The organism is Flavobacterium aquidurense, from assembly GCF_002217195.1.
Taxonomy (GTDB): Bacteria; Bacteroidota; Bacteroidia; order Flavobacteriales; family Flavobacteriaceae; genus Flavobacterium; species Flavobacterium frigidimaris.
Window position 1 is genome coordinate 1 of the sequence record NZ_MUGR01000065.1, and the last position, 24,204, is coordinate 24,204.

The 24,204-nt window shown below is 36.1% G+C and carries 19 protein-coding genes; 2 read left to right on the forward strand and 17 right to left on the reverse strand.

Features of this window, described 5'->3' with window-relative positions:
- Positions 1-319: 319 nt before the first annotated feature.
- From fsa to B0A67_RS23845, 17 genes are all read right to left on the reverse strand, one after another.
- The gene (gene fsa / locus B0A67_RS23765) at positions 320-976 is read right to left on the reverse strand and encodes a fructose-6-phosphate aldolase (RefSeq protein ID WP_072965080.1); all 657 of its coding nucleotides are present in this window, start codon (positions 974-976) and stop codon (positions 320-322) included.
- A gap of 520 nt (positions 977-1,496) precedes the next feature.
- Complete coding sequence (gene xylA / locus B0A67_RS23770) at positions 1,497-2,822, reverse strand: xylose isomerase (RefSeq protein WP_072965079.1); 1,326 nt, start codon at positions 2,820-2,822, stop codon at positions 1,497-1,499.
- Between the two features lie 4 nt (positions 2,823-2,826).
- Positions 2,827-4,311 (reverse strand): xylulokinase, encoded by a 1,485-nt coding sequence (locus tag B0A67_RS23775; RefSeq protein ID WP_072965078.1) that lies wholly within the window; start codon positions 4,309-4,311, stop codon positions 2,827-2,829.
- Positions 4,312-4,314: 3 nt separating this feature from the next.
- Positions 4,315-5,325, reverse strand: a complete 1,011-nt coding sequence (locus B0A67_RS23780) for a GntR family transcriptional regulator (RefSeq protein WP_072965077.1) — start codon at positions 5,323-5,325, stop codon at positions 4,315-4,317.
- A gap of 254 nt (positions 5,326-5,579) precedes the next feature.
- Complete coding sequence (locus tag B0A67_RS23785) at positions 5,580-7,316, reverse strand: glycoside hydrolase family 43 protein (protein WP_072965076.1); 1,737 nt, start codon at positions 7,314-7,316, stop codon at positions 5,580-5,582.
- Positions 7,317-7,337: 21 nt separating this feature from the next.
- On the reverse strand, positions 7,338-8,039 hold the full coding sequence (locus B0A67_RS23790; RefSeq protein WP_072965075.1) for an NUDIX hydrolase: 702 nt from the start codon (positions 8,037-8,039) through the stop codon (positions 7,338-7,340).
- Between the two features lie 49 nt (positions 8,040-8,088).
- Positions 8,089-9,123 carry a glycoside hydrolase family 43 protein gene (locus B0A67_RS23795; RefSeq protein WP_072965074.1) on the reverse strand — a complete coding sequence of 345 codons (1,035 nt, stop codon included), beginning with the start codon at positions 9,121-9,123 and terminating at the stop codon, positions 8,089-8,091.
- A gap of 28 nt (positions 9,124-9,151) precedes the next feature.
- The gene (locus B0A67_RS23800; protein WP_072965073.1) at positions 9,152-10,585 is read right to left on the reverse strand and encodes an MFS transporter; all 1,434 of its coding nucleotides are present in this window, start codon (positions 10,583-10,585) and stop codon (positions 9,152-9,154) included.
- A gap of 265 nt (positions 10,586-10,850) precedes the next feature.
- The gene (locus B0A67_RS23805; RefSeq protein WP_072965072.1) at positions 10,851-11,966 is read right to left on the reverse strand and encodes an endo-1,4-beta-xylanase; all 1,116 of its coding nucleotides are present in this window, start codon (positions 11,964-11,966) and stop codon (positions 10,851-10,853) included.
- Between the two features lie 22 nt (positions 11,967-11,988).
- A complete protein-coding gene (locus tag B0A67_RS23810; protein WP_072965087.1) occupies positions 11,989-14,862 on the reverse strand; it encodes a glycosyl hydrolase 115 family protein in 2,874 nt (957 codons plus the stop codon).
- A gap of 153 nt (positions 14,863-15,015) precedes the next feature.
- Positions 15,016-16,179, reverse strand: a complete 1,164-nt coding sequence (gene uxuA, locus B0A67_RS23815; protein ID WP_089069584.1) for a mannonate dehydratase — start codon at positions 16,177-16,179, stop codon at positions 15,016-15,018.
- A 27-nt stretch (positions 16,180-16,206) separates the two neighbouring features.
- The gene (locus tag B0A67_RS23820; RefSeq protein WP_072965070.1) at positions 16,207-16,944 is read right to left on the reverse strand and encodes an SDR family NAD(P)-dependent oxidoreductase; all 738 of its coding nucleotides are present in this window, start codon (positions 16,942-16,944) and stop codon (positions 16,207-16,209) included.
- Positions 16,945-16,963: 19 nt separating this feature from the next.
- Positions 16,964-19,114: an alpha-glucuronidase family glycosyl hydrolase gene (locus B0A67_RS23825; protein WP_072965069.1), complete on the reverse strand. Its 2,151-nt coding sequence runs from the start codon at positions 19,112-19,114 to the stop codon at positions 16,964-16,966.
- Positions 19,115-19,411: 297 nt separating this feature from the next.
- Entirely contained in the window at positions 19,412-19,957 is a 546-nt protein-coding gene (locus B0A67_RS23830) for a YbhB/YbcL family Raf kinase inhibitor-like protein (RefSeq protein ID WP_072965068.1), read from the reverse strand.
- A gap of 88 nt (positions 19,958-20,045) precedes the next feature.
- Complete coding sequence (locus tag B0A67_RS23835) at positions 20,046-20,882, reverse strand: helix-turn-helix domain-containing protein (RefSeq protein WP_072965067.1); 837 nt, start codon at positions 20,880-20,882, stop codon at positions 20,046-20,048.
- Between the two features lies 1 nt (position 20,883).
- On the reverse strand, positions 20,884-21,942 hold the full coding sequence (locus B0A67_RS23840) for a LacI family DNA-binding transcriptional regulator (protein WP_072965066.1): 1,059 nt from the start codon (positions 21,940-21,942) through the stop codon (positions 20,884-20,886).
- Positions 21,943-22,107: 165 nt separating this feature from the next.
- On the reverse strand, positions 22,108-22,536 hold the full coding sequence (locus tag B0A67_RS23845) for a PepSY-like domain-containing protein (protein WP_072965065.1): 429 nt from the start codon (positions 22,534-22,536) through the stop codon (positions 22,108-22,110).
- Positions 22,537-22,671: 135 nt separating this feature from the next.
- On the opposite strand from B0A67_RS23845, the gene B0A67_RS23850 reads away from it, so the two are divergent.
- A complete protein-coding gene (locus tag B0A67_RS23850; protein ID WP_084074685.1) occupies positions 22,672-23,178 on the forward strand; it encodes a GNAT family N-acetyltransferase in 507 nt (168 codons plus the stop codon).
- A 66-nt stretch (positions 23,179-23,244) separates the two neighbouring features.
- Positions 23,245-24,204, forward strand: a 960-nt coding sequence (locus tag B0A67_RS23855) for a proline iminopeptidase-family hydrolase (RefSeq protein ID WP_089069583.1), incomplete at its 3' end; no start/stop codon positions are given.

Sequence of the window (24,204 nt, forward strand, 5' to 3'; positions counted from 1 at the left end):
ATCTTAAAAAAAACATAAAAAGAAAAAAATGCCTGTTTTTTCAATTTCAACTCAATTTCAACTCAATTTAATCAAAATTGAATTACAAAAAATAGCACTAAAATAAAGTAAAAAAGTAAATAAAATGACGTTTAACCCGCTTTAGCCTCTTCAATAACAATATTTTAGCAATAAAGACGCTAACTATTTAAAAAAGAGCGAAAGAGACAATCGGTTGCTTGTAAAGCAAAAAAAATCCTCTCAAAACGAATTGAAAGGACTTTGTAATTTGTTACATAAAATGTAACTAAAATATCAATTTTATTTCACTGTAAAACACTTACAATTTCATCTTTTTTGCATCTTCTATAAATTGATTTAAACCAATATCTGTTAAAGGATGTTTTAGCAATCCTTTGATTGCAGAGAGTGGTCCCGTCATAACATCTGATCCCACTTTTGCACAATTGACAATATGCATGGTATGCCTGATTGAGGCCGAAAGGATTTGGGTCTGATAATCGTAATTGTCATAAATTTCCCTGATCTCCGCAATGAGATGCATTCCGTCTGTTGAGATATCATCCAGTCTTCCTAAAAAAGGAGAAACGTAAGTCGCACCTGCTTTTGCTGCCAACAAGGCCTGACCTGCCGAAAATACTAAGGTAACATTTGTTCTGATACCTTTAGACGAGAAATATTTACAGGCTTTTACACCGTCTGCGATCATCGGTAACTTTACCACAATCTGCGGATGCAAAGCGGCCAGTTCTTCGCCTTCTCTAATCATTCCTTCAAAATCGATAGAAATCACTTCTGCCGAAACATCGCCGTCTACAATATTGCAAATATCCAGGTAATGTTTCAAAATATTGTCTTTTCCTGTAATGCCTTCTTTGGCCATCAAAGACGGATTTGTTGTAACGCCATCCAGGACTCCCAAAGCCTGAGCTTCTTTGATGTCTTCTAAGTTAGCCGTATCTATAAAAAATTTCATAAGTTTTTTGGTTTAAGGTTATTGGTTAGTAGTAAAGTTTTAGTGAGTGAAAAATGTGCTTTGTAGATTTTAATAACTTGTGGAGAAAAACCGCAAGATTCGTTCACAAATGCAGTTTCAGCACAATCCTGTCACCGTAACGAAAGGACAATCACATTAGAAATTCCGCAACCAAAAGAGAAAATCTTTGTCGAGCTGCTTGTGTGATTTCTCCTCCGTCGAAACAACAAACTAGACTCATTTTTTTCATGAACTGACTTTCTTTTCATCCGAACTAAAAAATAGTAACTAAACCTTCAATCTATTTCCTAATACAAACGATAAAAAACTCGTCATAATCGTAATACAGCATTCCCGTAATTCATCTGAAAACGTTAAAAAAATAGTGATATAAGTATCAAATCGATTATTACTTTCTACGGCTATACTATTTTAATATTGCTATTCTTTTCGAATTTTCCCACTAATAAATTTTAATTAAAGACCTAACAGGATTTAATACCTGTTAGGTCTTCTTGTGCTAAATATATTGATTGATGATATTTTCGAACAATTCCTGTTTTCCGCTTTGAAGATTTAATTCTCCGTTATCATGTGCGATCGCGTACAAATCTTTCAGGTTTAATTTTCCGTCAGCGAAATCTTTTCCTTTTCCGGAATCAAATGAGCTGTATCTTTCTTTTCTCAGTTTTTCGTATGGTGAAGAAGTGATAATTTTGTCAGCTGTCAATAAAGCTCTTGCAAAAGTATCAGCACCACCAATGTGAGCGTGGAAAACATCCTCCAAATCTGTTGAATTTCTTCTGATTTTAGCATCGAAGTTTACTCCGCCACCTTGTAATCCGCCTGCTTTTAAGAATACCAACATTGCTTCTGTAGTTTCCTGAATGTTGTTCGGGAACTGGTCTGTATCCCAACCGTTTTGATAATCACCTCTGTTGGCATCGATACTTCCTAACATTCCGGCTTTCGCAGCTACTTCTAATTCATGCTGAAAAGTATGTTGTGCCAATGTTGCATGGTTTACTTCGATATTGATTTTGAAATCTTTATCTAAACCATACTCTTTTAAGAATCCAATTGCAGTTGCCGAGTCAAAATCATATTGGTGCTTCGATGGCTCCATTGGTTTTGGCTCAATAAAGAAAGTTCCTTTAAAACCTTGTGCTCTTGCGTAATCCCTTGACATTGTCAGGAATTGTGCCATGTGATCCAGTTCTCTGCCCATATCAGTATTCAACAACGACATATAACCTTCACGTCCGCCCCAGAAAACGTAGTTTTCACCATCTAAAGCAATCGTTGCATCTAAAGCCAGTTTTACCTGACCTCCGGCTCTTGCTACCACATTAAAATCCGGGTTGGTTGCTGCACCGTTCATAAATCTTGGATTCGAGAAACAGTTAGATGTTCCCCAAAGCAATTTAATTCCGGATTCTGCTTTTTTCTGTTTAAGGTATTCTGTAATTGCTGCCAGACGTTTTTCTGATTCAGCAAAAGTTGGTCCTTCAGCCACTAAATCATAATCGTGAAAACAGAAATAATCAAAGCCCATTTTACTGATAAACTCAAACGCTGCATCGGCTTTATCTTTCGCTGCCTGAATAGGATCTGAAGATTGGTCCCAGGCAAAAGTTTGTGTTCCCGGACCAAACGGATCACTTCCTTGTCCGCAGAAGGTATGCCAGTATGCAATGGCAAATCTAAAATGTTCGCGCATTGTTTTTCCTGCTACGATCTGATCCGGATTGTAGTATTTAAATGCTAATGGATTATCTGAATCTTTGCCTTCAAATTTAATTTGACCAATACCTTTGTAGTATTCTTTATTGCCTAAAACTATCATTTTTTTATTTTTTATGTGTTAATATAAATTCTAATTCTTGTTTCCATTTTTGATACGCGTTCTCGTAAGGTGCTGCATTTTTTAAGGGCAAAAAGGTCATAACATGATCATTGGTCGTAATGCTTGAACCAAATTTATTGTAATCACCATCTTTTAGACCTACTGCTCTTGCCGCGCCTACTGCTCCTGTTGTATTATAAATTTCGATCTCGTGTCCAATTAATGTTGCGACGGTATTCGAAAAAATCTCTGAACGAAATAAATTATCATTCCCCGCTCTAATCACATTTATGGTGGCATTGTCCTCTTTTAGACATTCCATTCCGTACACAAACGAAAAAGCAATTCCTTCCAGCGAAGCCCTGAACAAATGTGCACTGTTGTGAATATTTAAGTTGAGGTTTAAAAAGTGTGTTCCGATGTTTTTGTTGTTGAACATACGCTCGGCACCATTCCCAAACGGAATCACCACTACTCCTTCTGAACCAACTTCAATTTTAGATGCTTTTCGGTTCATCGATTCATAGGTTTCATCGCCCATATTATTTCGCAGCCAGCGGTACTGAATTCCGGCTCCGTTGATGTTTAATAATTTACCAATTCTTGGCGTTTCTAATTCGTAGTTTACATGTACAAAATTGTTGACTCTGGTGCTTTTTCCTGAAGTCATTTCGCCGACCGCATAAAAAACCCCTGAAGTCCCGCCTGTTGCCGCAACTTCACCCGGATTCAATACATTTAATGACAAGGCATTATTAGGCTGATCTCCCGCTCTGTACACAACCGGAATACCTATAGGAAGTCCTGATTCTTTAGCGCCTTTTTCGTTTAAAACGCCCTGATTCGTAAAATTCTCTACAATATCAGGTGTCAATGAGGGATCGATTCCGTAGTAATCGAGCAACCAATTGGCTACTTTATTTTCTTTATAATCCCAAAGCATTCCTTCAGACAAACCGTTTTTTGTAGTTGTAATGTCTCCCGTCAATTTGTAGGCGATATAATCTCCCGGCAACATGTATTTGTATACCTGTTTGTAAATTTCGGGTTCATTTTCCTTGACCCATTTTAGTTTCGAAGCGGTAAAATTTCCGGGAGAATTCAGCAAATGTTCCATACATTTTTCCTGTCCGATTTCAGAGAAAGCAGTATTCCCAATTTCAACCGCACGGCTGTCACACCAAATAATAGAATTTCGAAGCGCATTTCCGTCTTTATCCACAATAACCAATCCGTGCATTTGATAAGAGATCCCAATTCCCTGAATTTTAGACGCTTCTATATTGGCTTCCCGAATCGCTCTTTTGGTTGCCACACATATGTGCTGCCACCAAATTTCAGGATCCTGTTCTGCCCAATCCGGATGCAATGAGACAATTTCCATTTCGCTTTGCGGTTCATTCAAAACGATTATTTTTTTTCCTGTTGCAGCTTCTGTCAAGGCAACCTTAACTGAAGAACTTCCAATATCATATCCTATATAATACATAACTTATAATGATTCTCTTAAAATTAAATTCGTTGACACATAACACTGAACTACCTCATCGTTTGTGATAAATCCTGCCGCTTTTGTTCCTAATTCCTTGAAATCAGTCGAAATAACTGAAATCCCTTTGTATATAAATTTCTTCATAGGCGTTTCGTTGTACGATAAAAAGCCAACATCTGTTCCAGGCTCTAGCTCTCTCTCTTTGCATTGTTCTAAAAAGTGCCCTAAAATGCGATCACTCACACTGATATAAGCAATTCCTTTCTCGATACTGAACTTTTTTGGGTCTGTAATAACTTTATATTCAAAATTAAAATCACCACAAAACTTCTTAAAAAACTCCAATGTCTCTTTTGGATGATTCGTATAATTTGGATAAATAAATTGTATGTTTTTATACTTTCTAAACAAATCTACTGCCTCTTCCAGAGCGTTATAAAATGCTTTTCCAAAATCCTGAAAAACATAATTATTCTGCTTTTGTGTGTGAATGTTCCAATCAATCAGCAACAGCTTTTCATTTGCAATTACGTCTAACGTTGGCGATACTTCTTTATGGTCAAAATTCATCACTACATATTTATAATACTTCCCTACACTATTATTAATGATGGTTTTAAAAACATCAATATTATAATGATGAAACTGCACATCTGTAATCACATTATCGCCCAAATTGTTTACAAACGAATGGTATAAAACCTCTTTATAGGCTTTAAAAGTATCCAATACCAAAAGCACTTTTCTCGTTTCTCCCGACACATAATAACCCTTATTAGGCACCGAATCAATGCTGTTTTGATCTTTTAAAATAGAATAGGCCTTAAAAACCGTATCCCTTGACAACTGATTCGTCTTGCAAATCGCATTTACCGAAGGAAGTAAATCTCCTTTCTGCAAAATGTTTTCTGCAATCGCATTATTGATTCCGTTGACCAATTGCTGGTACTTCGGGATGTCACTATCGTGATTTATCGTAAAGACAAATTTGTCTATATTTTCACTAATCATACTGTTCTGTTCTGGTAGGCTAATATACGTAAACCTGTTTTATAAAAAAATGCTTTTTATAATAAAAATGTTAGCTTTTTTATATTTCTCATCTAATACTAATAACTTGGGCGTATTCATCGCGGCGAACCAGTATTTTCTCTACTATCTCTCAGCAACCGTTGTAAAACAACATCTTGTCATTGCGAGGAACCTTTCTGGTATGAGATTGATTCGTTCCTCGCAATGAACAGACTGAACAGAAAAAATATTTTCTAAAAATGATGACTCGATGTATACATCGCCAAATACGTACCTACAAATCCTCCGGCTTCTTTTGTACTTAATATAATCCCATCAATATCTTTTGCTAATAAAGACCACTCGCCTTTTTCTGCGGTTTTATAATAAAAATCATAATACCTTCCTTTGCCCTCTATTTTTACAAAAAGTGCTGTTGCATTTACTGCAAGTTCTTTTTTGGCTAGAATTTCAGATTCACTATCCTTAATTTTACTGGCCGTTCTCTCCAGGTAAACCTCTTGTTTTCCTTCTGTATTTAGACGTTTTCCGATCAGCAAATAATTCTTTTCATTTTGAAAAGCTACCAAACCGGCCGTTTCTAAAGCATCTTCTGGTGTAAACTCTAATTTTGTCGAGGCTTCAAATTTTAAATGCTGTTGTCTTCTCCCAATAAAAGAAAAATTGGTTTCAGTATGAATGGATTCCTTTCGGGGTTTTATCAGCAGTTTTCCATCTTTCAAATCGTACCATTTTTCAGAAGGTGTTCGAACAAAATTCCACTTTAGATCTAATTTATTATTTTCAAAATCATCGTGCGAAACAAAATTTCCATTTGTCGGCTCTGTCTTTTCTTTTGCAAGTGGCAAATTTGGGCGTTTGTTGATCATCGGGATTGCTTTGTTTCCGTCGACAATTGTTGGCCAGTCATTTTTCCATTCTACAGGCATCATAAAGGTTTCTCTTCCTGTATTGTACAAATCCATTCCGTACGGTCTGCAGCCTAAAAATACCGCCCACCAATCTCCGTTTGGCAGTTCTACAAAATCAGCATGCCCGGTTGTTGATACTTCATTTTTACGATTCGGGTCTAAATGCGTCTGTGTCATTATCGGGTTATTGCTGTAACTTTCATAAGGTCCGTAAATGTTTTTGCTTCTAAAAACTACCTCTGAATGATTATAACCGGTTCCACCCTGGGCGCAAATCATATAATAATATCCATTTTTCTTAATCACATGCGGACCTTCGATCCAGACTGGTTTTATAGCCATATCCGTTCCTCCGTTAATGACCAATTTTGGTTCACTGGTAATCTTTTGCTTTGCCAAATCATATTCAAACATATAAATCGCCCTGTGTCCGTCATGAACTGAAATATTATTTGGCGGTGGCCCATTATGCGTAATATACACCTTTCCGTCATCGTCAAAAAAGATATCCGGATCAATTCCGTCCACTCCCGGAATCACCATTGGGTTCGACCATGGTCCGGCAGGATTTTTTGCCGTAACGATAAAATTACCTACTCCGCTTACATTCGTACAGATCACATAAAAAGTTCCGTTATGATAGCGAAGCGTAGGCGCGTACATGCCGCCCGATAATCTCGAATTTCCAAAATTAGCCTGCTCCGGACGATCAATGATATTCCCTATTTGTTTCCAGCGAACCAAATCGGTACTTTCGAAAATAGGCAATCCCGGAAAATAGCAAAATGAAGAATTGACCAAATAAAATGTATCGCCAACTCTGCAAATCGTAGGATCAGGATAAAATCCAGCCAAAATTGGATTCAGATAGTCATTGTCAGATGGAGATATATTCGCATAAGCATCGTCTTTTCCTTTGTAATCGAACCAATCAAAAGCAGCATAGCCTGGATACACAATCGGTTGTGATTTCTGGGAAATTTTTTTACACGACGAAACAGCAATCATCAAAACAATTACACTTACTATTTTACAATTTCTATTTTTTATCTTAAACATATCTTTATCTGAATCCGTTTTTTAAAAATTAAAATTCAATTCTCTGTGCGCTAACATTTCGTGCTGCTTCAGATTGATGCTGTAAAATTTTGCAGCTCTGTGCGAAACGGCTTCTTCCTTTTCGTTAGCATCATGCACCAATCCCATTTGCAATATCTTTCTCCTGAAATTAGATTTATTGATTTCGATTCCCAGAATTTCCTCATAAAGATGCATCACTTGCAACAAGGTAAATTTCTCCGGTAGCAAAGTAAACCCAATCGCACTTTTGCAAATATTCCTGCGCAATTCTTTAAGACTATAATCCAGAATTACTTTGTGTTTATCGTTTAAACCTGAAATTTCGTTAATGCCAATCCATTCTACATCCGGATTAAAAATAGCTTTATCTAAATCATTATCTTTTTTTACCATCGCATAATATCCTATCGAAATCTCTTCCTGAGAGGATGATGGCGACGGATAACCAAATGCTTTCAATTGTTCAAGAAAGAAATTATCAAAGCCAATGTACTTTCGCAGAATGTTATGAGCTGTACCTGATATAGTTTCTCCTGCTTTGATCCGGTCATTCGCCAATCCCCAATTTCCTTGTTTGTCTTTTTGCTTTACCAATAAAACTTTGAGGATATCTCCCTGAAAATTAAAGATCACACAATCGATTTCTATTGCATTGGTACTATATTGAACGGCGGGATTTTCTTTTTCATCTTCTTTTTTCATAGAAAATAAAATTTGGACCTGTTACTATTATTTTCAATAAACAAAAATCTTAATCGGCTAATCTTCTGATACCATACGGATCTATGGTAACTATTGTACCATCTTCGAGATAATCGATTTTGGTTACTTTCATACTTCTTAAATGCGTAACTCCTTTTGATAAACTCGAATCGTGATAAAACAAATACCATTCATCTTCTACTTTACAAATCGAATGATGCGAAGTCCATCCTACCACAGGATTCAGGATTCGGCCCTGATACGTAAAAGGCCCGTACGGATTATCGCCTATCGCATAACAGATAAAATGGGTGTCTCCTGTAGAATATGAAAAGTAATATTTATCGTTGTATTTGTGTACCCAGGAAGCTTCAAAAAAACGACGGGCATTATCACCTGCTGACAAAATTTTTCCGTTTTCATCCAGAATTTTAATTTCTTTCGGGTCTTCGGCAAATTCTAACATATCGTCTCTCAGCATAGCAACGATAGGCCCTAAAGCCGGTTCTTCACCCGTAGGCTCTTCGTGATTTTTATTGTATTGATTGCTTCGGTATTTTTGAAGCTGTCCGCCCCAAATTCCGCCAAAATAAATATAATGTTTACCATCTTCGTCTTCAAAAACGGCAGGATCAATACTATAACTTCCTTTTATGGCATCTGGTTCGGGCAAAAAAGGCCCCACTGGAGAATCACTTACAGCAACTCCAATCTGAAAAATTCCGTTGGTACGTTTCGCAGGAAAATACAAATAATATTTTCCATTTTTGTGCGCGGCATCCGGTGCCCACATTTGTTTTTCGGCCCATGCTACATCACTTACATGCAGAGCAACACCATTATCTACTACTTCTGATTGAATGTTTTCCATCGAAAAAACATGATAATCTTCCATGCCAAAATGATCGCCGTTGTCATTAAACGGGATCCCGGCATCGATATCATGCGAAGGATAAATATAAATCTTACCGTTGAATACATGTGCCGATGGATCAGCCGTGTACATATGCGATACTAAAGGTTTCGAAATGGCTAATTTATTAATTTGCTCAAAATTAATTTGTTCAATACTATCTTCAGGCATAGTCGTTTTTAGGTTTTATTTTAAATAATTAAGTTCTTCTTTCTTTTAAATCGGCTTCTATTTGCACTTCCATTTTTTTATTGATTTTATAAAAAAACAATAAGGCGGCTCCCACTAAAAATGGCATCGCAGGAAAAATACTCACCAATAATTTTATTCCGTTTATTGCCGTATCTGTTTGTATCAGGGAGTTTGGCACATAATGAAAGTATCCTAAAAACAAAGTGGTCAGCGATCCGCCAATACTTAAACCTGCTTTTAAACCTACCATCATAGCCGAAAATATAATGGCGGTAGCACGACGATTGTTCAGCCATTCTGAATAATCTGCAACGTCTGCAATCATCGCCCAAAGAATCGGGATCGTGATTCCGTAAAAAAATCCATGAAAGATCTGGGAGAAAAATATTAAACCGATAGCAGTTGACGGAAAGAAATAAAACGCGATGATAAACAAAGTCGAAATGAATAAAAACAATCCAAAAATGTTTCGTTTTCCATATTTATCAGCGAGACCTTTTGACAAGGTAATTCCCACGATCATAAAGATGATTCCGCCCGCATTAAACAATCCAAATCCTGCTGAAACAGGATCATTCCCAAAATGGTTTAATCCAATATTTGATAATACATCCAGGATAGGCTGAATAAAAATTGCCAATTGTTCTTTGTTTACATAATTCTCAAAATAATACACATACGCACCACCTTTCATCGCCAGGGTTATAAAAACCAATGTTGTCAATGTCAGCATAATAATCCACGGTTTGTTTTTCATCAAATCGCTCAAATCTTCTCTGATACTTGACTTTTGCTCCGGTTTAGGAATAATGCGTTCTTTTGTTGTCAAAAATGTGATCAACAGCATGATGGTTCCAATAATAGCCAATGCCGTCATTACTTTTTCGATACCAATGGCTTTGTCTCCGTTTCCGGCACTTTTGATGATTCCGAGCATAAAAACCTGAACGAAGAATTGTGCAAACATTACTGCTACAAAACGATATGATGACAAACTGTTTCTTTCTCGCATATCGCCTGTAATTACACCGCTTAATGCCGAATAAGGCAAATTGTTGCTTGCGTAAAAAAGCAATAATAAAGTATAGGTTACAACGGCATAAATTACTTTTCCGTGATACGAAAAATCGGGTGTCGAGAAAGCCAATAAAGCAATCACGCCCAATGGTATTGCAGTAATGAGAATCCAGGGCCTGAACTTCCCCCATTTGGTACTTGTTCTATCTGCCAGAACACCAATAATCGGGTTAAAGATAAAAGCGGCAATAAGACCTACAACCAACATAATAATAGAAGAATCCGTAGGCGATAATCCGTAGATATCTGTATAAAAATAAGCCAGATAGGTCATCAAAGTCTGAAAAACTAAATTGGCTGCGAGGTCGCCTAAGCTGTATCCGATTTTTTCTTTAATGGATAATTTTTGGGAAATGTAATTCATTATTGGTTTGTGGTTATTTTGGTTAGTTTAAAATCAAACTTGATTTTTGTTTTATAATAATATGAATTTATTTTATCAATTTTCCGGTTCCTTTTATTTGTCTAATGCTTTAAAAACAAGTCTTTTTCATTTTAAACAATCGGTTGTGTAAAATTAGCTAAAAAAACATATTATGCAAATTTAGTTTACTTTATTTCAATATTAAAACTAAAAACAACCGATTGTAAAAAAGTTCTCAAAAAGAAGCTCTTTTTTATCCTGAAAATTATTTTTTTGCTTCTTTTAACTGCATAACACTGTTGTAGGCTTTTTTAGGCTGCAGTTCTTTATCAAACAATAATGGATAGTTGGTTCTTCCTTTTATTGGCCAGTCGTTCAGCCAGGATTGTCCGTCGTGAACGCCCCAAAAAGTGACCCTGCTGATTTTATCTTTGTGTTTTAGGAACAGTTTAAAAATATCCGCATATCGCTGCGCCAGTTTGGTCTGTACAGAATCCGGAAGTATTTCAGGATACGGATTCATTTTTGCGTTTCCTTCGAAATTCTGATTTACGTCTGCTCCTTTTAAATCCCATGGATTGGGCAAAACGGTAATATCTAATTCGGTAAAAGCGACTTTAACTCCCAAAGCTGAATACGCCAATATGCTTTTTTCGATTTCTTCGAGTGATGGACTATCTAATTGCCAATGTCCCTGGCTTCCTACTCCGTCGATTTTTCCTCCGGCAGCTTTGATCTTTTTCACCAATCGAATAACACCTTCTCTTTTTGCGGGATCTTCAAGATTATAATCGTTATAATACAAATCTACTTTTGGATCTGCTGCTGCTGCCAATTTAAAAGCATCCACCAGATAATCTTCTCCAAGTGTATTCAAAAACACTGATTTTCGTAAAGTTCCATCCTCGTTCAAAGCTTCATTAACAACATCCCAGGAATTGATTCTGCCTTTGTATTGAGATACGATCGTCGTGATATGATCTTTCATAAAAGCTTTCATTTCTGTACTGTCTTTGATTTTCTCCATCCAGGGCGCGAGCTGACTGTGCCAAATCAGGGTATGTCCGTGAATAAACATTTTGTTTTTTTCTCCAAACGCCACAAACTTGTCTGACAAAGTAAAATCGTATTTGTCTTTTTGTGGATGTACAAACATCGATTTCATAATATTTTCAGCTGTAATGGCATTGAATTCCCTGCATATCAATGAATCTTCCTTGGCGTTTTTTTCTTCAATTTGATCGGCACTTAAAGCTGTACCCATATAAAAATCGTCTTTGTAACTGTTTTTTAAAGAAGCTGATACTTCTGTTTTCTTTATATTACAACTGTTTAAAATCAGTATAGAAATCAGTGGCAAACAATGGTTAATTAGTTTCATATCTTTTGGTTATAGTTAATAGTTATTTTTTTTGAAAACTTTCCGGTGGTCCTAAATAAGTTTCTAATAATTGACCTGTTTCAGTTTCGATCACAATCTTCTGAAGCACCAAAGCAGGATCTGCTCCATAAATTTTCAATACATGGTTTCCTGTAGTCTCGATTTTATGCAAAGAGGTTATGATTTTAATATTATCAGCAACTGACTCATTCCACTTTTTCTCAGAATTATCAGCATTCAGGTTCATTATTTGAGGAATTTCAGCATCAAAAGAAACGCCATATTTTAATCCGTCACGAACTGTAAAATTAATTGTAGGCGAAAAATAAGCGTGTACTTTTATATTTCCTTGGCTAAAAAAATGAACATCATATTCTACTCTTGGCGATTGCTCAGAAATTGCAACTGGCAAGATATTCGAAGGTTTTAAAGTAATACCGGATCCTGTTTTCCCGATATTCGGAATCGTTGTCCAGTGCACATTATTTTCGTTTAGGGCTCTTGAATAATTTTGGGCATCTATCGCAATATGTCCGTTATTTTCGACAAAGCCCTGAACATCATTCAATTCAGCATTCGTAAAATTTACAGTAACCTCAAACTTTTGTTTGTTTGCTGTAATGACGAATTTACTTTTCAGATTTCCTTTCGGAGCTTTTTTCCAATCGATACTTATTACAATTCTTTCGTCTTCCGTAATCGTTCCGTTTGATTTCGAAAACGTAATCCAGTCGTTTTTAGCACTTATTTTAAAGTCGAAAGGTTTTGTTCCGCGATTAAATAAATCAATATAAGTCGTTTTATTCCTAAATGAATTCAAAGAAGCCAGCACTATTTCCTGTTTATTATTGATCCAATAATTTTCAGATCCTTCGATTGCAATTCCGGGTTCTGCTTTATTAGACAACGTTATAATCGTGGTTTCCGGAATTACATTCGTTTTAGGCTCTTGCCAGTTCGTGTACCCTATGTGTGTTTGCGCCATCATGTGATTCCACTTTCCTCCGGCTAATTTTGTGTGATAATAATTCGTCAATAAACTGTCTTTTTCAAAAAGTACTTTTACCTGTTTTGCATAATCATTGGCCGAGGCCCTCCCCTGATTCGCATACAATTGATTCTTTGCTGTTGCCACATACAATTCATTTATATTAGAACTTGCCAAAACAGGAAACAAAACCAATTGATAAAAAGCGTCTTTATAGGCTGGTTGCAATTGATTATTAATCTGACTGGCTTTCTCAGCCAATATTTTATAATCCACCAAAACATTTTCCGCTTCATTATCGTTCGTGATACTATACGTTTTAGCATTTAGTAATTCAGGTTTTCGGCGGGCATTGTATTTTGTATATAATTTTAAGATTTCAACGATATCATCAGTATTTTGATCTCCAAAATTTTCCTTTGCCCAATCTTTATAATATTGACCTAAATTACCTGCATTGAACTTTTCTGGATTCCATGCCATATCCAGAAAAAACTCAATCGGAAATTCCATAGGTTTGATATCGCCTACATTTACAATCCAGATTTTGTCAACTCCATATTGATATGCCAAATCCATTTGTTCCCACGTACGCTCAATCTGGTTGGTATTGATCCATTTGTAATTTCTTGGTCCCCCAACATAATCATAATGGTAATAAATACCGTAACCGCCTTTTCTTGGCTTTGCATCGGGTTCAGGCAATTTCCTGATATTTCCCCAATTGTCATCGCACAACAAAAGTGTTATATCATCCGGAACGCGCATTCCTTTGTCGTAATAATCCTGAACTTCTTTATAAAGCGCCCACATTTGCGGCGTTTCTTCGATAGGCTTTTGGGTTACTTCGGCAATAATATTTCGCTGTATTTTTACGATATTTTCTAATAAGTCGATTGCTGTTCCCTCTGTCATAGGTTCGTCGCCATCGCCACGCATCCCAACAGTTACAATACTTTCTTTAGTTCCCATTCTTTTCATTCCGTCTTTCCAGAACGAAATCAGATTTTCTGAATTGGTATTAAAATCCCATTTTCCTTTTCCTAAGTCAGACCATTCGGCGTGCGCTCTCGTTAGAGGTTCGTGGTGCGAAGTTCCCATCACAATTCCGTATTCATCGGCCAAAACCGCATTTTGAGCATCATCTACATAAAACATTCTTCCCCACATCGATGGCCATAAATAATTGCCTTTCATTCTCAGAATCAATTCAAAAACCGTATCATAGAATTTCGCATTAAATCCGCCATATTTTTCGAACGCCCAGCCTGATAATGCCGGAGCTTCGTCATTGATAAAAATGCCCCGGTATTTTACTTTTGGTTCGCCCTGAGAATGAACGCCTGGTAAAACATGTAATTCTGATTGTTTTTTAACGGGAACATCTGCCCAGAAATACCAGGGAGAAATGCCTATTTGACTCGATAAATCATAAATTCCGTAAATTGTGCCTCGCTTGTCTGAACCGGTAATGACCAGTGCTTTTTTAATTCCTTTTGCAGGATTATCTACAATCTGTGTGGTGAATTTTTCCCATTTCCCTTTCAATTGACCGGCATCAATTTTTCCTTCTTTCACTAATTGATCTATAATTGTACTTTTACCCAATGTTCCAATAATCACAACATAATCTGTTGCTTCTGAGATTTTACTGATTTGTTTTGGATGTAAATCTGAGACCTTGAAAAGATCATTTTCTAAATGTCCTGTAACACGTAAAACTCCCGGAAAATCATTTTCACTTACCAGAATAGAAGCCGTTTTTCCTTTTGAAACTAAAGGGAAATTTTCAGAAGAAGCTGTATTTACCACATATTTCTCTGGATTTACAGCATAAGATTTTGTGCCAAATCCCAGAAGGAAAAACATGAAAATAATTTGTAAAAATTGAGTTTTTAGATCGTTCATCGTTTTATTTTTTAAACACATGGAGACATAGCTTTTCTTTGTCTACAGAATCATTTCACTTGTTTAAATACACATAGCTAAATGTGAAAAAATCTTGATTATATAAAATTTCTGTTAAGCGTATTTTACTAATTTATGTGTCTATTTAAAAAATTACTGCTTCAGCTTATAAGCAATTCCCATTTCTAATCCTCTTAATTCAGCAAGACCTTTCAGTCTTCCCACAAGGGAATATCCGGGATACGTTTCTTTTGTTTCATCTACTGAATGCAAAAAACCATGATCGGGACGCATAGGCAAACTTACTTTTGTTTTGTTCATTAACAGAAGCAGTTGCTCCATAATCCTTTCCATCTTATTGTCTCCATTCAAATGTTCTGATTCTCTGAAAATATTTTCATCTTCGCGGATGACATTTCTTAAATGCAAAAAGTGAATTCGGTCTCCATAATCGTCTATAATTCTCTCGAGATTATTATCCGGATTTGCTCCTAAAGAACCTGTGCAATAGCACAAGCCGTTTAAATTGAATGGAACAGCTTCAAAAATAGCTTTAAGGTCGTCTTCAGTAGAAACGATTCTGGGTAAACCCAAAACCGAAAACGGCGGATCATCAGGATGAATCGCTAATTTCGCACCGTATTCTGACGCAACCGGAGCGATTTGTGTTAAAAAATAAATAAGATTTTCTCTTAGTTTTTCATTGTTGACAGCTGCATAATTATCTAATAATGAAAGAATCTGTTCTGCCGTAAAATTGATTTTACTTCCCGGCAATCCCAGCAATACATTTTTAAAAAGTAATTCCTTCTCTTCTTCAGAAAGCTGATTACCAAATTTCAGCGCATTTTCTTTTTCTGTTTCTGAATAATCTTTTTCAGCATTTGGTCTTTTTAAAAGATAAACATCAAAATAAGTAAACGCTTCCTGATTGTACAACAAAGCTTTGCTTCCGTCCGGATTACTGTAATTATGGTTTGTGCGAACCCAGTCTAAAATGGGCATAAAATTATAGGTAATGATGGTAATACCACAATCCGACAGATTTTTTATACTGGTTTTATAGTTTTCAATATATTGCAAATAGTTTCCGGTGGCTCTCTTAATTTCTTCATGAACAGGTAAACTTTCTACGACTATCCACTCCAATCCTGCTTCCTTTATTATTTGCTGTCTTTCCTGAATCGCAGAAACCTCCCAGATTTCCCCAACCGGAATTTGATGCAAAGCCGTTACAATTCCGGTTGCTCCGGCTTGTTTTATATCGATTAAAGTAACGCTGTCCTGAGGACCAAACCATCGCATTGTTTGCTGCATTTTTATCATGGTAACTGAAATTTAAGATTAGAACCCAATACTGTTTCCGCCGTCAACAGGCAAAACAGTTCCGGTGGTATATTTCGATTCGTTCAGCGCGAAGTAAAACACCGCATCTGCAATGTCTGATGGTTCTCCCAGAAATCCCATTGGCGTTCTCGAAAGCACTTTATTTTTTCTTTCAGGATCGTTATCAAGCGCTGTAGAAGACATTTTTGTTTTGATAAAACCGGGCGCAATACAATTTACCCGAATACCAAACGGAGCCAATTCTACTGCCATTGCTCGTGTCATTGATTCAATCGCGCCTTTACTTGCTGAATATGCAATGACTTTCGGGATGCCATATTGCGACGCCATCGAACTGATGTTGACAATACTGCCTCCTTTATTTTCTTTCATCGTTTTTACAACTTCTCTGCTCACGGCAAAAACACTCAGAAGATTGGTATGAATAACCGACAGAAAATCTTCGTCTGTAACCTCCAGAAACTCTTTCTTCAGATTGATTCCGGCATTGTTTACTAAGATGTCAATTGGATTATTTTTAGCTATTTTTTCGATCATCGCAGGAATTCCGGCAATATCATTCAGATCGTATAAAACCGGAATTGCATTTGCGCCAATTTCGGCACAAGCTTCTTCTGTCTTTTCTTTAGATCTTCCAATGATATACGTTATAATGCCGTTATCACATAATTTCTTGGCTGTTGCAAAACCTAAACCTGAATTTCCTCCGGTTACAATCGCTGTTTTTGTGCTCATTCTTTTTTATTTTATATAATTAGTTTCCCGGTGCAAATGGAAATTTTAATGATTTGAAATATTCTAATGTTTGTATTGGCGGCTCTACTCCTGCCGGTAATTCTTTGCCTGAATATTGCTGGAAATACAGCAGACAGGCATCGCGCCACCATTTTGCTTCTTTATACTGAATTTCCAGCAACATCTGAACTTCTTTAAAACGCTCTTTATCAACGTATTTCTCAGAATTATTCCATGTATTTTGCATTTCCAGAACCTGATTGACACCTTCCTGATATTTTAAAGCCAGACCATTCCATAGCGTTTGACCGTTCTTCAGTTTATAATCCCAGGACAAATGATGAAACCATAATAAATCTATTTCCGGACAAGTCTGGGCATTATCAAAGAGCTTTTCCAGTTCCTGCGCATATTGCGCGGTGGCATTTGTTCCTGTTTTTGATCTGTCGAAACCAATTCCGTTTTTATCCGCTTTATGATAGTATGTCGGATTCCATTCCGGTCTTGATAAATCAGAAACCCAGGGTCCCGGACCATAGTGATGTCCGGTATCCATGATATGATGCAAACCAAGCGGTGTCATATAATTTACAACTGCTTCTCTTGAAGTGATCATCATTGTTTTTATCGGTTTAATAAAATCTTCATCGTTCGAAAAAGTAGATCTCAACCATTCATCAGCAATCGTTTCTGAATCCAAATACGGGTCCCATGCCAATCTTCCGAAGCCGTACCAGTTTGCCTGTGCAAAAGGATGACCGGTCCAGTTGAGATCATTACCTATATTCGAAACTCCAGCAATTCCGGTAAGTTTTTGTGGACTTAAAGAACCATCGATTACTTTGGCAACCGTCGACCCTTTACCTTTCTGATAGGTGTCAGCTTCTAACACTTCCTGAAATAATTTTGGCAGATAAACCAAATGTGTGCTAAAACCCAAATATTCCTGAGTAATCTGAAATTCCATCATCAAAGGGGTTTTAGGCATCGCACCAAACAAAGGATGAAAAGGTTCTCTGGGCTGAAAATCTATCGCACCATTTTTTACCTGAACAATTACGTTGTCTTTAAATTTTCCATCATACGGCTGAAATTCGGCGTAAGCCTGTTTTGCCCGGTCATTGGCATCATGTTCAGAATATACAAATGCTCTCCACATAATTATGCCGCCAAAAGGAGCTACCGCATCGGCCAGCATATTGGCACCGTCGATATGATCCCTTCCGTAGTTCTGAGGTCCTGGCTGTCCTTCAGAATTGGCTTTCACCAAAAATCCTCCAAAATCAGGAATTCTGTTATAGATTTCTTTTGCTTTCTCTTTCCACCAATTCGCAACTGCAGTATCTTTTGGATCTGCTGTTTTTAAACCTCCAATTTCAATTGGCGCCGAAAAACGAGCCGTCAAATACACTTTGATTCCATAAGGCCGGAATACATTCGCCAGGGCTTTCACTTTCTCTAAATATTGCGGAGTCAGGATCAGGGCATTCGCATTTACATTCGTCAAAACTGTTCCGTTAATCCCGATTGAAGCATTCGCTCTGGCATAATCAATATAACGCTGATCGATAAAATCAGGTAATTTTTGCCAATTCCATAAAGAGAAACCAGCATAACCGCGCTCGACAGTCCGGTCTAAATTATCCCAATGGTTTAAGACCCGAAGGTTTATTTTAGGAGCATCAACAATATTTAAATTACTGATTGATTTATGGGTTTGTATCAATCTTAAAAAACGATAAACACCATATAAAACACCAACATCATTCTTTCCGGTAATGACAATTTGTTTTTTATTTTTTGATGAAATGGATTTAATAATAAAACCTTCGTTGTTTATTTTGTCGAAATCTGATGCCAATACTTTTTGCAAATCCGAATTTAAGGCAGGTTGAGAACCTACAATTACATTATTATCTCCTTTGATTGCTGATCGAGTTTCCGGTTTGCTTCCCAACATATCCAATATTCCCGTTTCTAATTCAGCTAAAGAAATTTTAGAAGTTTCAGAACTTCCCAATGCAACAATCCCACCAAGATTAGTTTTATACTCTGAAGCGACTACAGCGTTTTGTATCTTATTGTATTGAAGCCATAATTTATAATCCTTTTGAGCAGAAGCCGAAAAGGAAATTATAAGAAACCAGAAAACAAATCGTAATGAAGTCATTTACTTTAAATTTAATTCTTTAAAAACTCATTCGGAAGAATCAATGTTTTATATCTTAATAAAAATATTTGATAAAATTATAATCTAAAAAATACATTATTATAAATAAAACAACAATTGCAATCGGTTGCGTAAAAATATAGGATTGTTATTTAAGAAAAAAATTTTAGCTCTCTTATTTTCAATAAAAATATTTTTATAACAAATAAAAGCAGGATAATTTAAAAAACTATCCTGCTTTAGCATGGTGGAATTCCAGATTCAAAATCCTGAACTACGGCACTATCAATTTTATTCTTATCGTTTGTAATACGCCATAATACTGGCTTTTGCTAATGTCTGGTTCCAAAGGTTAAAACCTACAACGGCAGGATTTGTATTCTCATCTGTTCCTAGTTTATCTGTTTTAAGCGCATAAACTGTGATGATATACTGATGAAACCCGTGGCCTTTGGGCGGGCAAGGTCCTCCAAATCCTTTAATACCGTAATCTGTAACACTCTGAACAGCTCCTTTGGGAAGCAAATTACTCTTTGTTCCTGAGTTGGTAACCAGTTCATTAGTATTTGCAGGAATATCAAATACAACCCAATGCCAAAATCCGCTACCGGTTGGTGCATCAGGATCATACATGGTTACGGCAAAACTTTTTGTTCCTTCAGGAGCATTTTTCCATGACAATTGCGGCGACTGATTTTCTCCCGAACAGCCAAATCCATTGAATTCCTGAATTTTAGAAGCTTCGCCTCCCAAATCTTTACTGGTCAGCGTAAATGTTTTTTGACCAAAAATTGTGGTGGTAAAAATTAAGGCCAGTACTACAATTAAATTTACTTTTTTCATTTTACTTTGAATTAAAATTTTAAGCAAATTTAGATTCAGCAACGCAAAAGAAAATATAGAGAAAGGATCAAAAAGTAGGGCAGAAAGCTCAAATTTTTTGGTGGTGTTTTGGCGTTACGCCATATTTTGATTTATAAGCCTGTGTAAAGCTGGACAAATTTTCGTAACCTGCTTCAAAATAAACTTCTGATGGATTTTTTTGCTCCTTTTGCAGTAAATAATGTGCAAATTCAAGTCTTTTATTTTGAAACCACTTTATAGGCGACTCTGAGTAATGTTTTTCAAATTCTCTTTTAAATGTTGATACACTCATATTACATAAAAAAGCCAATTCCTTCAATGTCAATTTATTCAAGTGGCTATTTTCGATAACCTGAATAAACTTTTGTGTCGCATTGTCACTGTTTACCGCTAAAGAATAAAGAAATTCAGCGCTATACTTTTCTGTTAGATAGAACATTATCTCTTCACACTTGACTTCAAGCATTTTCTTCTGAATATCCTTTGAAAGTTGTGAGATATCTAACAAACTGTACACAAAACGCTTTATAAAATCATCATATTCGAAAGCATAAACTGATTTGCATTCGCCAGATTCAATTTTATTCCATTCAACTTTCCGAATAAATTTTGACAGCATTTCATTTGTAAAAAACAAAACTACGCTTCTGTAATTCGAACCATCAGAAAGCTTTTCGGTCATGAGACAATTTCCTGATTTCATCACAAGAAATCCGGAAGCATCTATTGATAACGCTGAATCGTCAAAGATGACTTCTTTAGCTCCTTCAATTAAAAAACTAAAGATATTTTGATTTAAAATAATTTGCTGTTTCGAAATTTCTTTCGAACTCTTATAATCAAAAACTTGAACAAGCTGAGAATTCTCTGCACTCAATTCGTCGGGAAGTATAATGGTATGCATACTATGATTTCGTTGCTGTCTCTAAAGATTTATTTTTATCCGAAGATTCACGAGCCAGCACTTCTGTATTTAAGAAAGTGATTTCTTTCGCATCATCACTTTTCTGGGATTTCAGGTTTTTGATGATGATTTCAGCCGCAGCTTTCCCCATTTTTTCGGCTGGGTGGGTAATAGTCGAAATATTTGGATCTATTATTTGAGAAATTGGATCGTTGTTAAAACCAATAATAGCTATTTCGTCCGGAACCTTGATACCTCTTTTTTTAGCTGTCTGAACCGCACTCACTGCAATAATATCTCCGGGCGCAAAAAGTCCATCCGGAATTGGATCTAAATCAAACAATTGATTACTGGCCCTTACTCCTTCTTCATAAGTAACCGATTTCAAATTAATAATTAATTCTTCATCTATTGGTAAATTATGATCTTTTAATGCTTCTATATAACCTCTTTTTCTTTCGTTGTAAAGATTTCCAAATTCTGATCCGGCTGTCAAATGCGCAATACGAATACAGCCTTGTTCGATAAGATGTTTGGTTGCCTTGTAGCCCGCAGAATAATTATCGATAACTACCCTGAAAGTATGGTAATCCTTAGGAACCCTGTCTACAAATACAAGCGGTATATTATTATTCGTGAACTGCTGAAAATGAGAAGTGTCTCTTGTTTCCATCGCTAACGAGCAGATAACACCACTCACTCTGTTACTATACAATGATTTAGCCATATTAACCTCTTCAAAATAGGAATCGTGCGATTGCATGATAATAACCGTATAATCCGATTTTTGGGCTGTAATTTCGATACCACTAATCAAAGAAGATAAAAACGGCTGGGTAACAGTTGGAATTAAAACCCCTATTGTTTTGGTTTTATTACCGCGCAAACCTGCCGCCAAAGTATTGGGGACAAAACCCATTTCTTCGGCTGTTTTTTTGACTTTCCTGATCGTTTTATCACTAATAGTGTGATGATCCTTCAAAGCCCTCGAAATAGTAGATGTAGCAAGATTTAATCGCTCTGCAATATCGTAAATCGTTACATGTTTATTTTCTTCCATGAAATCAATAATATGAGATGTAAATATAAACTATTTTCCCACAAGATAATCTCCCTAAAATTAACTATCCTTTTTTAACGATCTATATAATACTGAACGGCTTTCAGGAATATATTTTTATAAGAAATGCCATAATGCTTCTTGTGAATATGAAGAGCTTGTTTCTTATTTCCTTTTTATAATTTTCCCTTCTTTAGTAAATTCCAAATCAATGTTATTTGTTAAATCGACATCTAGATCTTTGTGTCCGTAATCTATATGAGTGATTTTTTCGTTGGGATAATTCTTCGCCACATACTCTTTTACCGGTTTTGGAATAAATGCAGTGGGAATCGGTTTTTTACCTCCGTCAACTTCTCTGTATGAACCATCTTTCCAAAATTCTACTTCGGTACCGTCTTTCAGTTTTACTTCATAACCTTTTTCACCATGTTCAGCATCTTTTTTAACGGTATCTACCGAAGTATAACTAAAATATTTTTTCAAAAATTCCTGTGCCGCTTCCGGCAATTCTGCAATTTCTATTCTTTTTTGAGCGTTAGCCGATACTACAAAACCCAGCAATACTGCGGCAAGTATAATTATCCTTTTCATGATTTAAAATTTAAATTAATACTATTGTTGTACTAATTTACAACAAGTAAAAACACATTCAAATCAATTTAATAAACCTTTATTATTTTAAAAGAGAGTTTTATTATCTTGTAACCTATTAAAAACAAAAAACTTATGCCAGAATCTATCATTATAAAAGTCGCAACACCAAATGATTTAAAAGGGATAATAAAATTGCAGGAAGCCAATCAAACTTCACAGGGCGGTACATTATCAGGAGGATTGACAGAGAATCAAATTCAGGAAATGATGACCGATATGCCTCAAATAATAGCCGTTATTGATAATGAAATTGTTGGATTTTTACTTACTACGTCTCAGGCAGTTAACAATAAACGTAAAGTTGCAATTGTTGATGCGATGTCAGGATCTTATTCCGGAACTGAAGACTCCTATATTTACGGTCCAATTTGTGTGAGCCAAAATCAGCGCGGAAAAGGCATAGCACAACTCTTGTTTAAAGAATTATTACGCCTGCAACCCAATCGCGAAGGGATTTTATTTATTAAAAACGACAACGAAGCTTCTCTAAAAGCTCATAAAAAAATGGGAATGCGCAAAGTAAGTTCTTTCCATTTTAACCGTGCTGATTTTGATGTGTTTGCCTATATTTTTCCTTAAATAAAAGAAAGACAATCCCAAATTAAGCCGATTTCCGAAGCCTTATAAACCATCAAAAAACACAATATGCGCTATTTTATCCTTCTTATTGTTACTTTTCTAACTGTTTCCTGTAAAAATGAAACCAAATCTTCAACACTTTCTGACTATTTTACCTATCAACAAAATAGTGAAGTAGAGTCAGCGGGAGTAAAAATGATTCCGATAAAAACACCTATTGGAGAATTTAAAGTCTGGACAAAACGTTTTGGTAACAATCCTAAAATAAAAATAGTACTGCTACACGGAGGCCCAGCAATGACGCATGAATATATGGAATGTTTTAAAACATTTTTTCAACGTGAAGGATTTGAATTTTACGAATACGATCAATTAGGATCTTATTATAGTGATCAGCCAAAAGACAGCAGTTTATGGACCACAGAACGTTTTGTCGAAGAAGTAGAACAGGTCCGTAAAGCGATTGGAGCAGATAAAAACAATTTTTATCTATTAGGAAATTCATGGGGAGGAATACTTGCTATGGAATACGCATTAAAATACCAAGAAAACATGAAAGGGCTATTGGTAGCAAACATGATGGCCAGTGCACCCGATTACGGGAAATATGCTGATGAAGTATTAGCGAAGCAAATGAAACCGGAAGTATTATCAGAAATCAGATCTCTAGAAGCTAAAAAGGATTTCAGTAATCCAAGATATATGGAATTGCTGATTCCAAATTATTACCAGCAACACCTTTGCCGATTAAAAGAATGGCCAGACGGATTAAATCGTGCAAGTAAACATATTAATAACGAGATCTATACCATAATGCAAGGGCCAAGCGAATTCGGAATTAGCGGCCGTTTAGCCAAATGGGATATTAAAAACCGCCTGCACGAAATTACAATTCCAACTCTAATGATTGGAGCCAAATATGACACAATGGATCCAAAAGCAATGGAAGAACAAAGTAAATTAGTACAAAAAGGACGTTACTTATATTGTCCAAACGGAAGTCATCTGGATGAAGTGCAAAACTTG

What these genes read in the sequence shown, in the direction of transcription:
- B0A67_RS23800 (WP_072965073.1), bottom strand. Translation starts at nt 10,585, where the DNA reads ATGAATTACATTTCCCAAAAATTATCCATTAAAGAAAAAATCGGATAC.
- uxuA (WP_089069584.1), bottom strand. Translation starts at nt 16,179, where the DNA reads ATGCAGCAAACAATGCGATGGTTTGGTCCTCAGGACAGCGTTACTTTA.
- B0A67_RS23785 (WP_072965076.1), bottom strand. Translation starts at nt 7,316, where the DNA reads ATGTTTAAGATAAAAAATAGAAATTGTAAAATAGTAAGTGTAATTGTT.
- B0A67_RS23775 (WP_072965078.1), bottom strand. Translation starts at nt 4,311, where the DNA reads ATGTATTATATAGGATATGATATTGGAAGTTCTTCAGTTAAGGTTGCC.
- B0A67_RS23820 (WP_072965070.1), bottom strand. Translation starts at nt 16,944, where the DNA reads ATGAGCACAAAAACAGCGATTGTAACCGGAGGAAATTCAGGTTTAGGT.
- B0A67_RS23825 (WP_072965069.1), bottom strand. Translation starts at nt 19,114, where the DNA reads ATGACTTCATTACGATTTGTTTTCTGGTTTCTTATAATTTCCTTTTCG.
- B0A67_RS23780 (WP_072965077.1), bottom strand. Translation starts at nt 5,325, where the DNA reads ATGATTAGTGAAAATATAGACAAATTTGTCTTTACGATAAATCACGAT.
- B0A67_RS23830 (WP_072965068.1), bottom strand. Translation starts at nt 19,957, where the DNA reads ATGAAAAAAGTAAATTTAATTGTAGTACTGGCCTTAATTTTTACCACC.
- B0A67_RS23810 (WP_072965087.1), bottom strand. Translation starts at nt 14,862, where the DNA reads ATGAACGATCTAAAAACTCAATTTTTACAAATTATTTTCATGTTTTTC.
- B0A67_RS23835 (WP_072965067.1), bottom strand. Translation starts at nt 20,882, where the DNA reads ATGCATACCATTATACTTCCCGACGAATTGAGTGCAGAGAATTCTCAG.
- B0A67_RS23790 (WP_072965075.1), bottom strand. Translation starts at nt 8,039, where the DNA reads ATGAAAAAAGAAGATGAAAAAGAAAATCCCGCCGTTCAATATAGTACC.
- fsa (WP_072965080.1), bottom strand. Translation starts at nt 976, where the DNA reads ATGAAATTTTTTATAGATACGGCTAACTTAGAAGACATCAAAGAAGCT.
- B0A67_RS23805 (WP_072965072.1), bottom strand. Translation starts at nt 11,966, where the DNA reads ATGAAACTAATTAACCATTGTTTGCCACTGATTTCTATACTGATTTTA.
- B0A67_RS23840 (WP_072965066.1), bottom strand. Translation starts at nt 21,942, where the DNA reads ATGGAAGAAAATAAACATGTAACGATTTACGATATTGCAGAGCGATTA.
- B0A67_RS23845 (WP_072965065.1), bottom strand. Translation starts at nt 22,536, where the DNA reads ATGAAAAGGATAATTATACTTGCCGCAGTATTGCTGGGTTTTGTAGTA.
- B0A67_RS23795 (WP_072965074.1), bottom strand. Translation starts at nt 9,123, where the DNA reads ATGCCTGAAGATAGTATTGAACAAATTAATTTTGAGCAAATTAATAAA.
- B0A67_RS23850 (WP_084074685.1), top strand. Translation starts at nt 22,672, where the DNA reads ATGCCAGAATCTATCATTATAAAAGTCGCAACACCAAATGATTTAAAA.
- xylA (WP_072965079.1), bottom strand. Translation starts at nt 2,822, where the DNA reads ATGATAGTTTTAGGCAATAAAGAATACTACAAAGGTATTGGTCAAATT.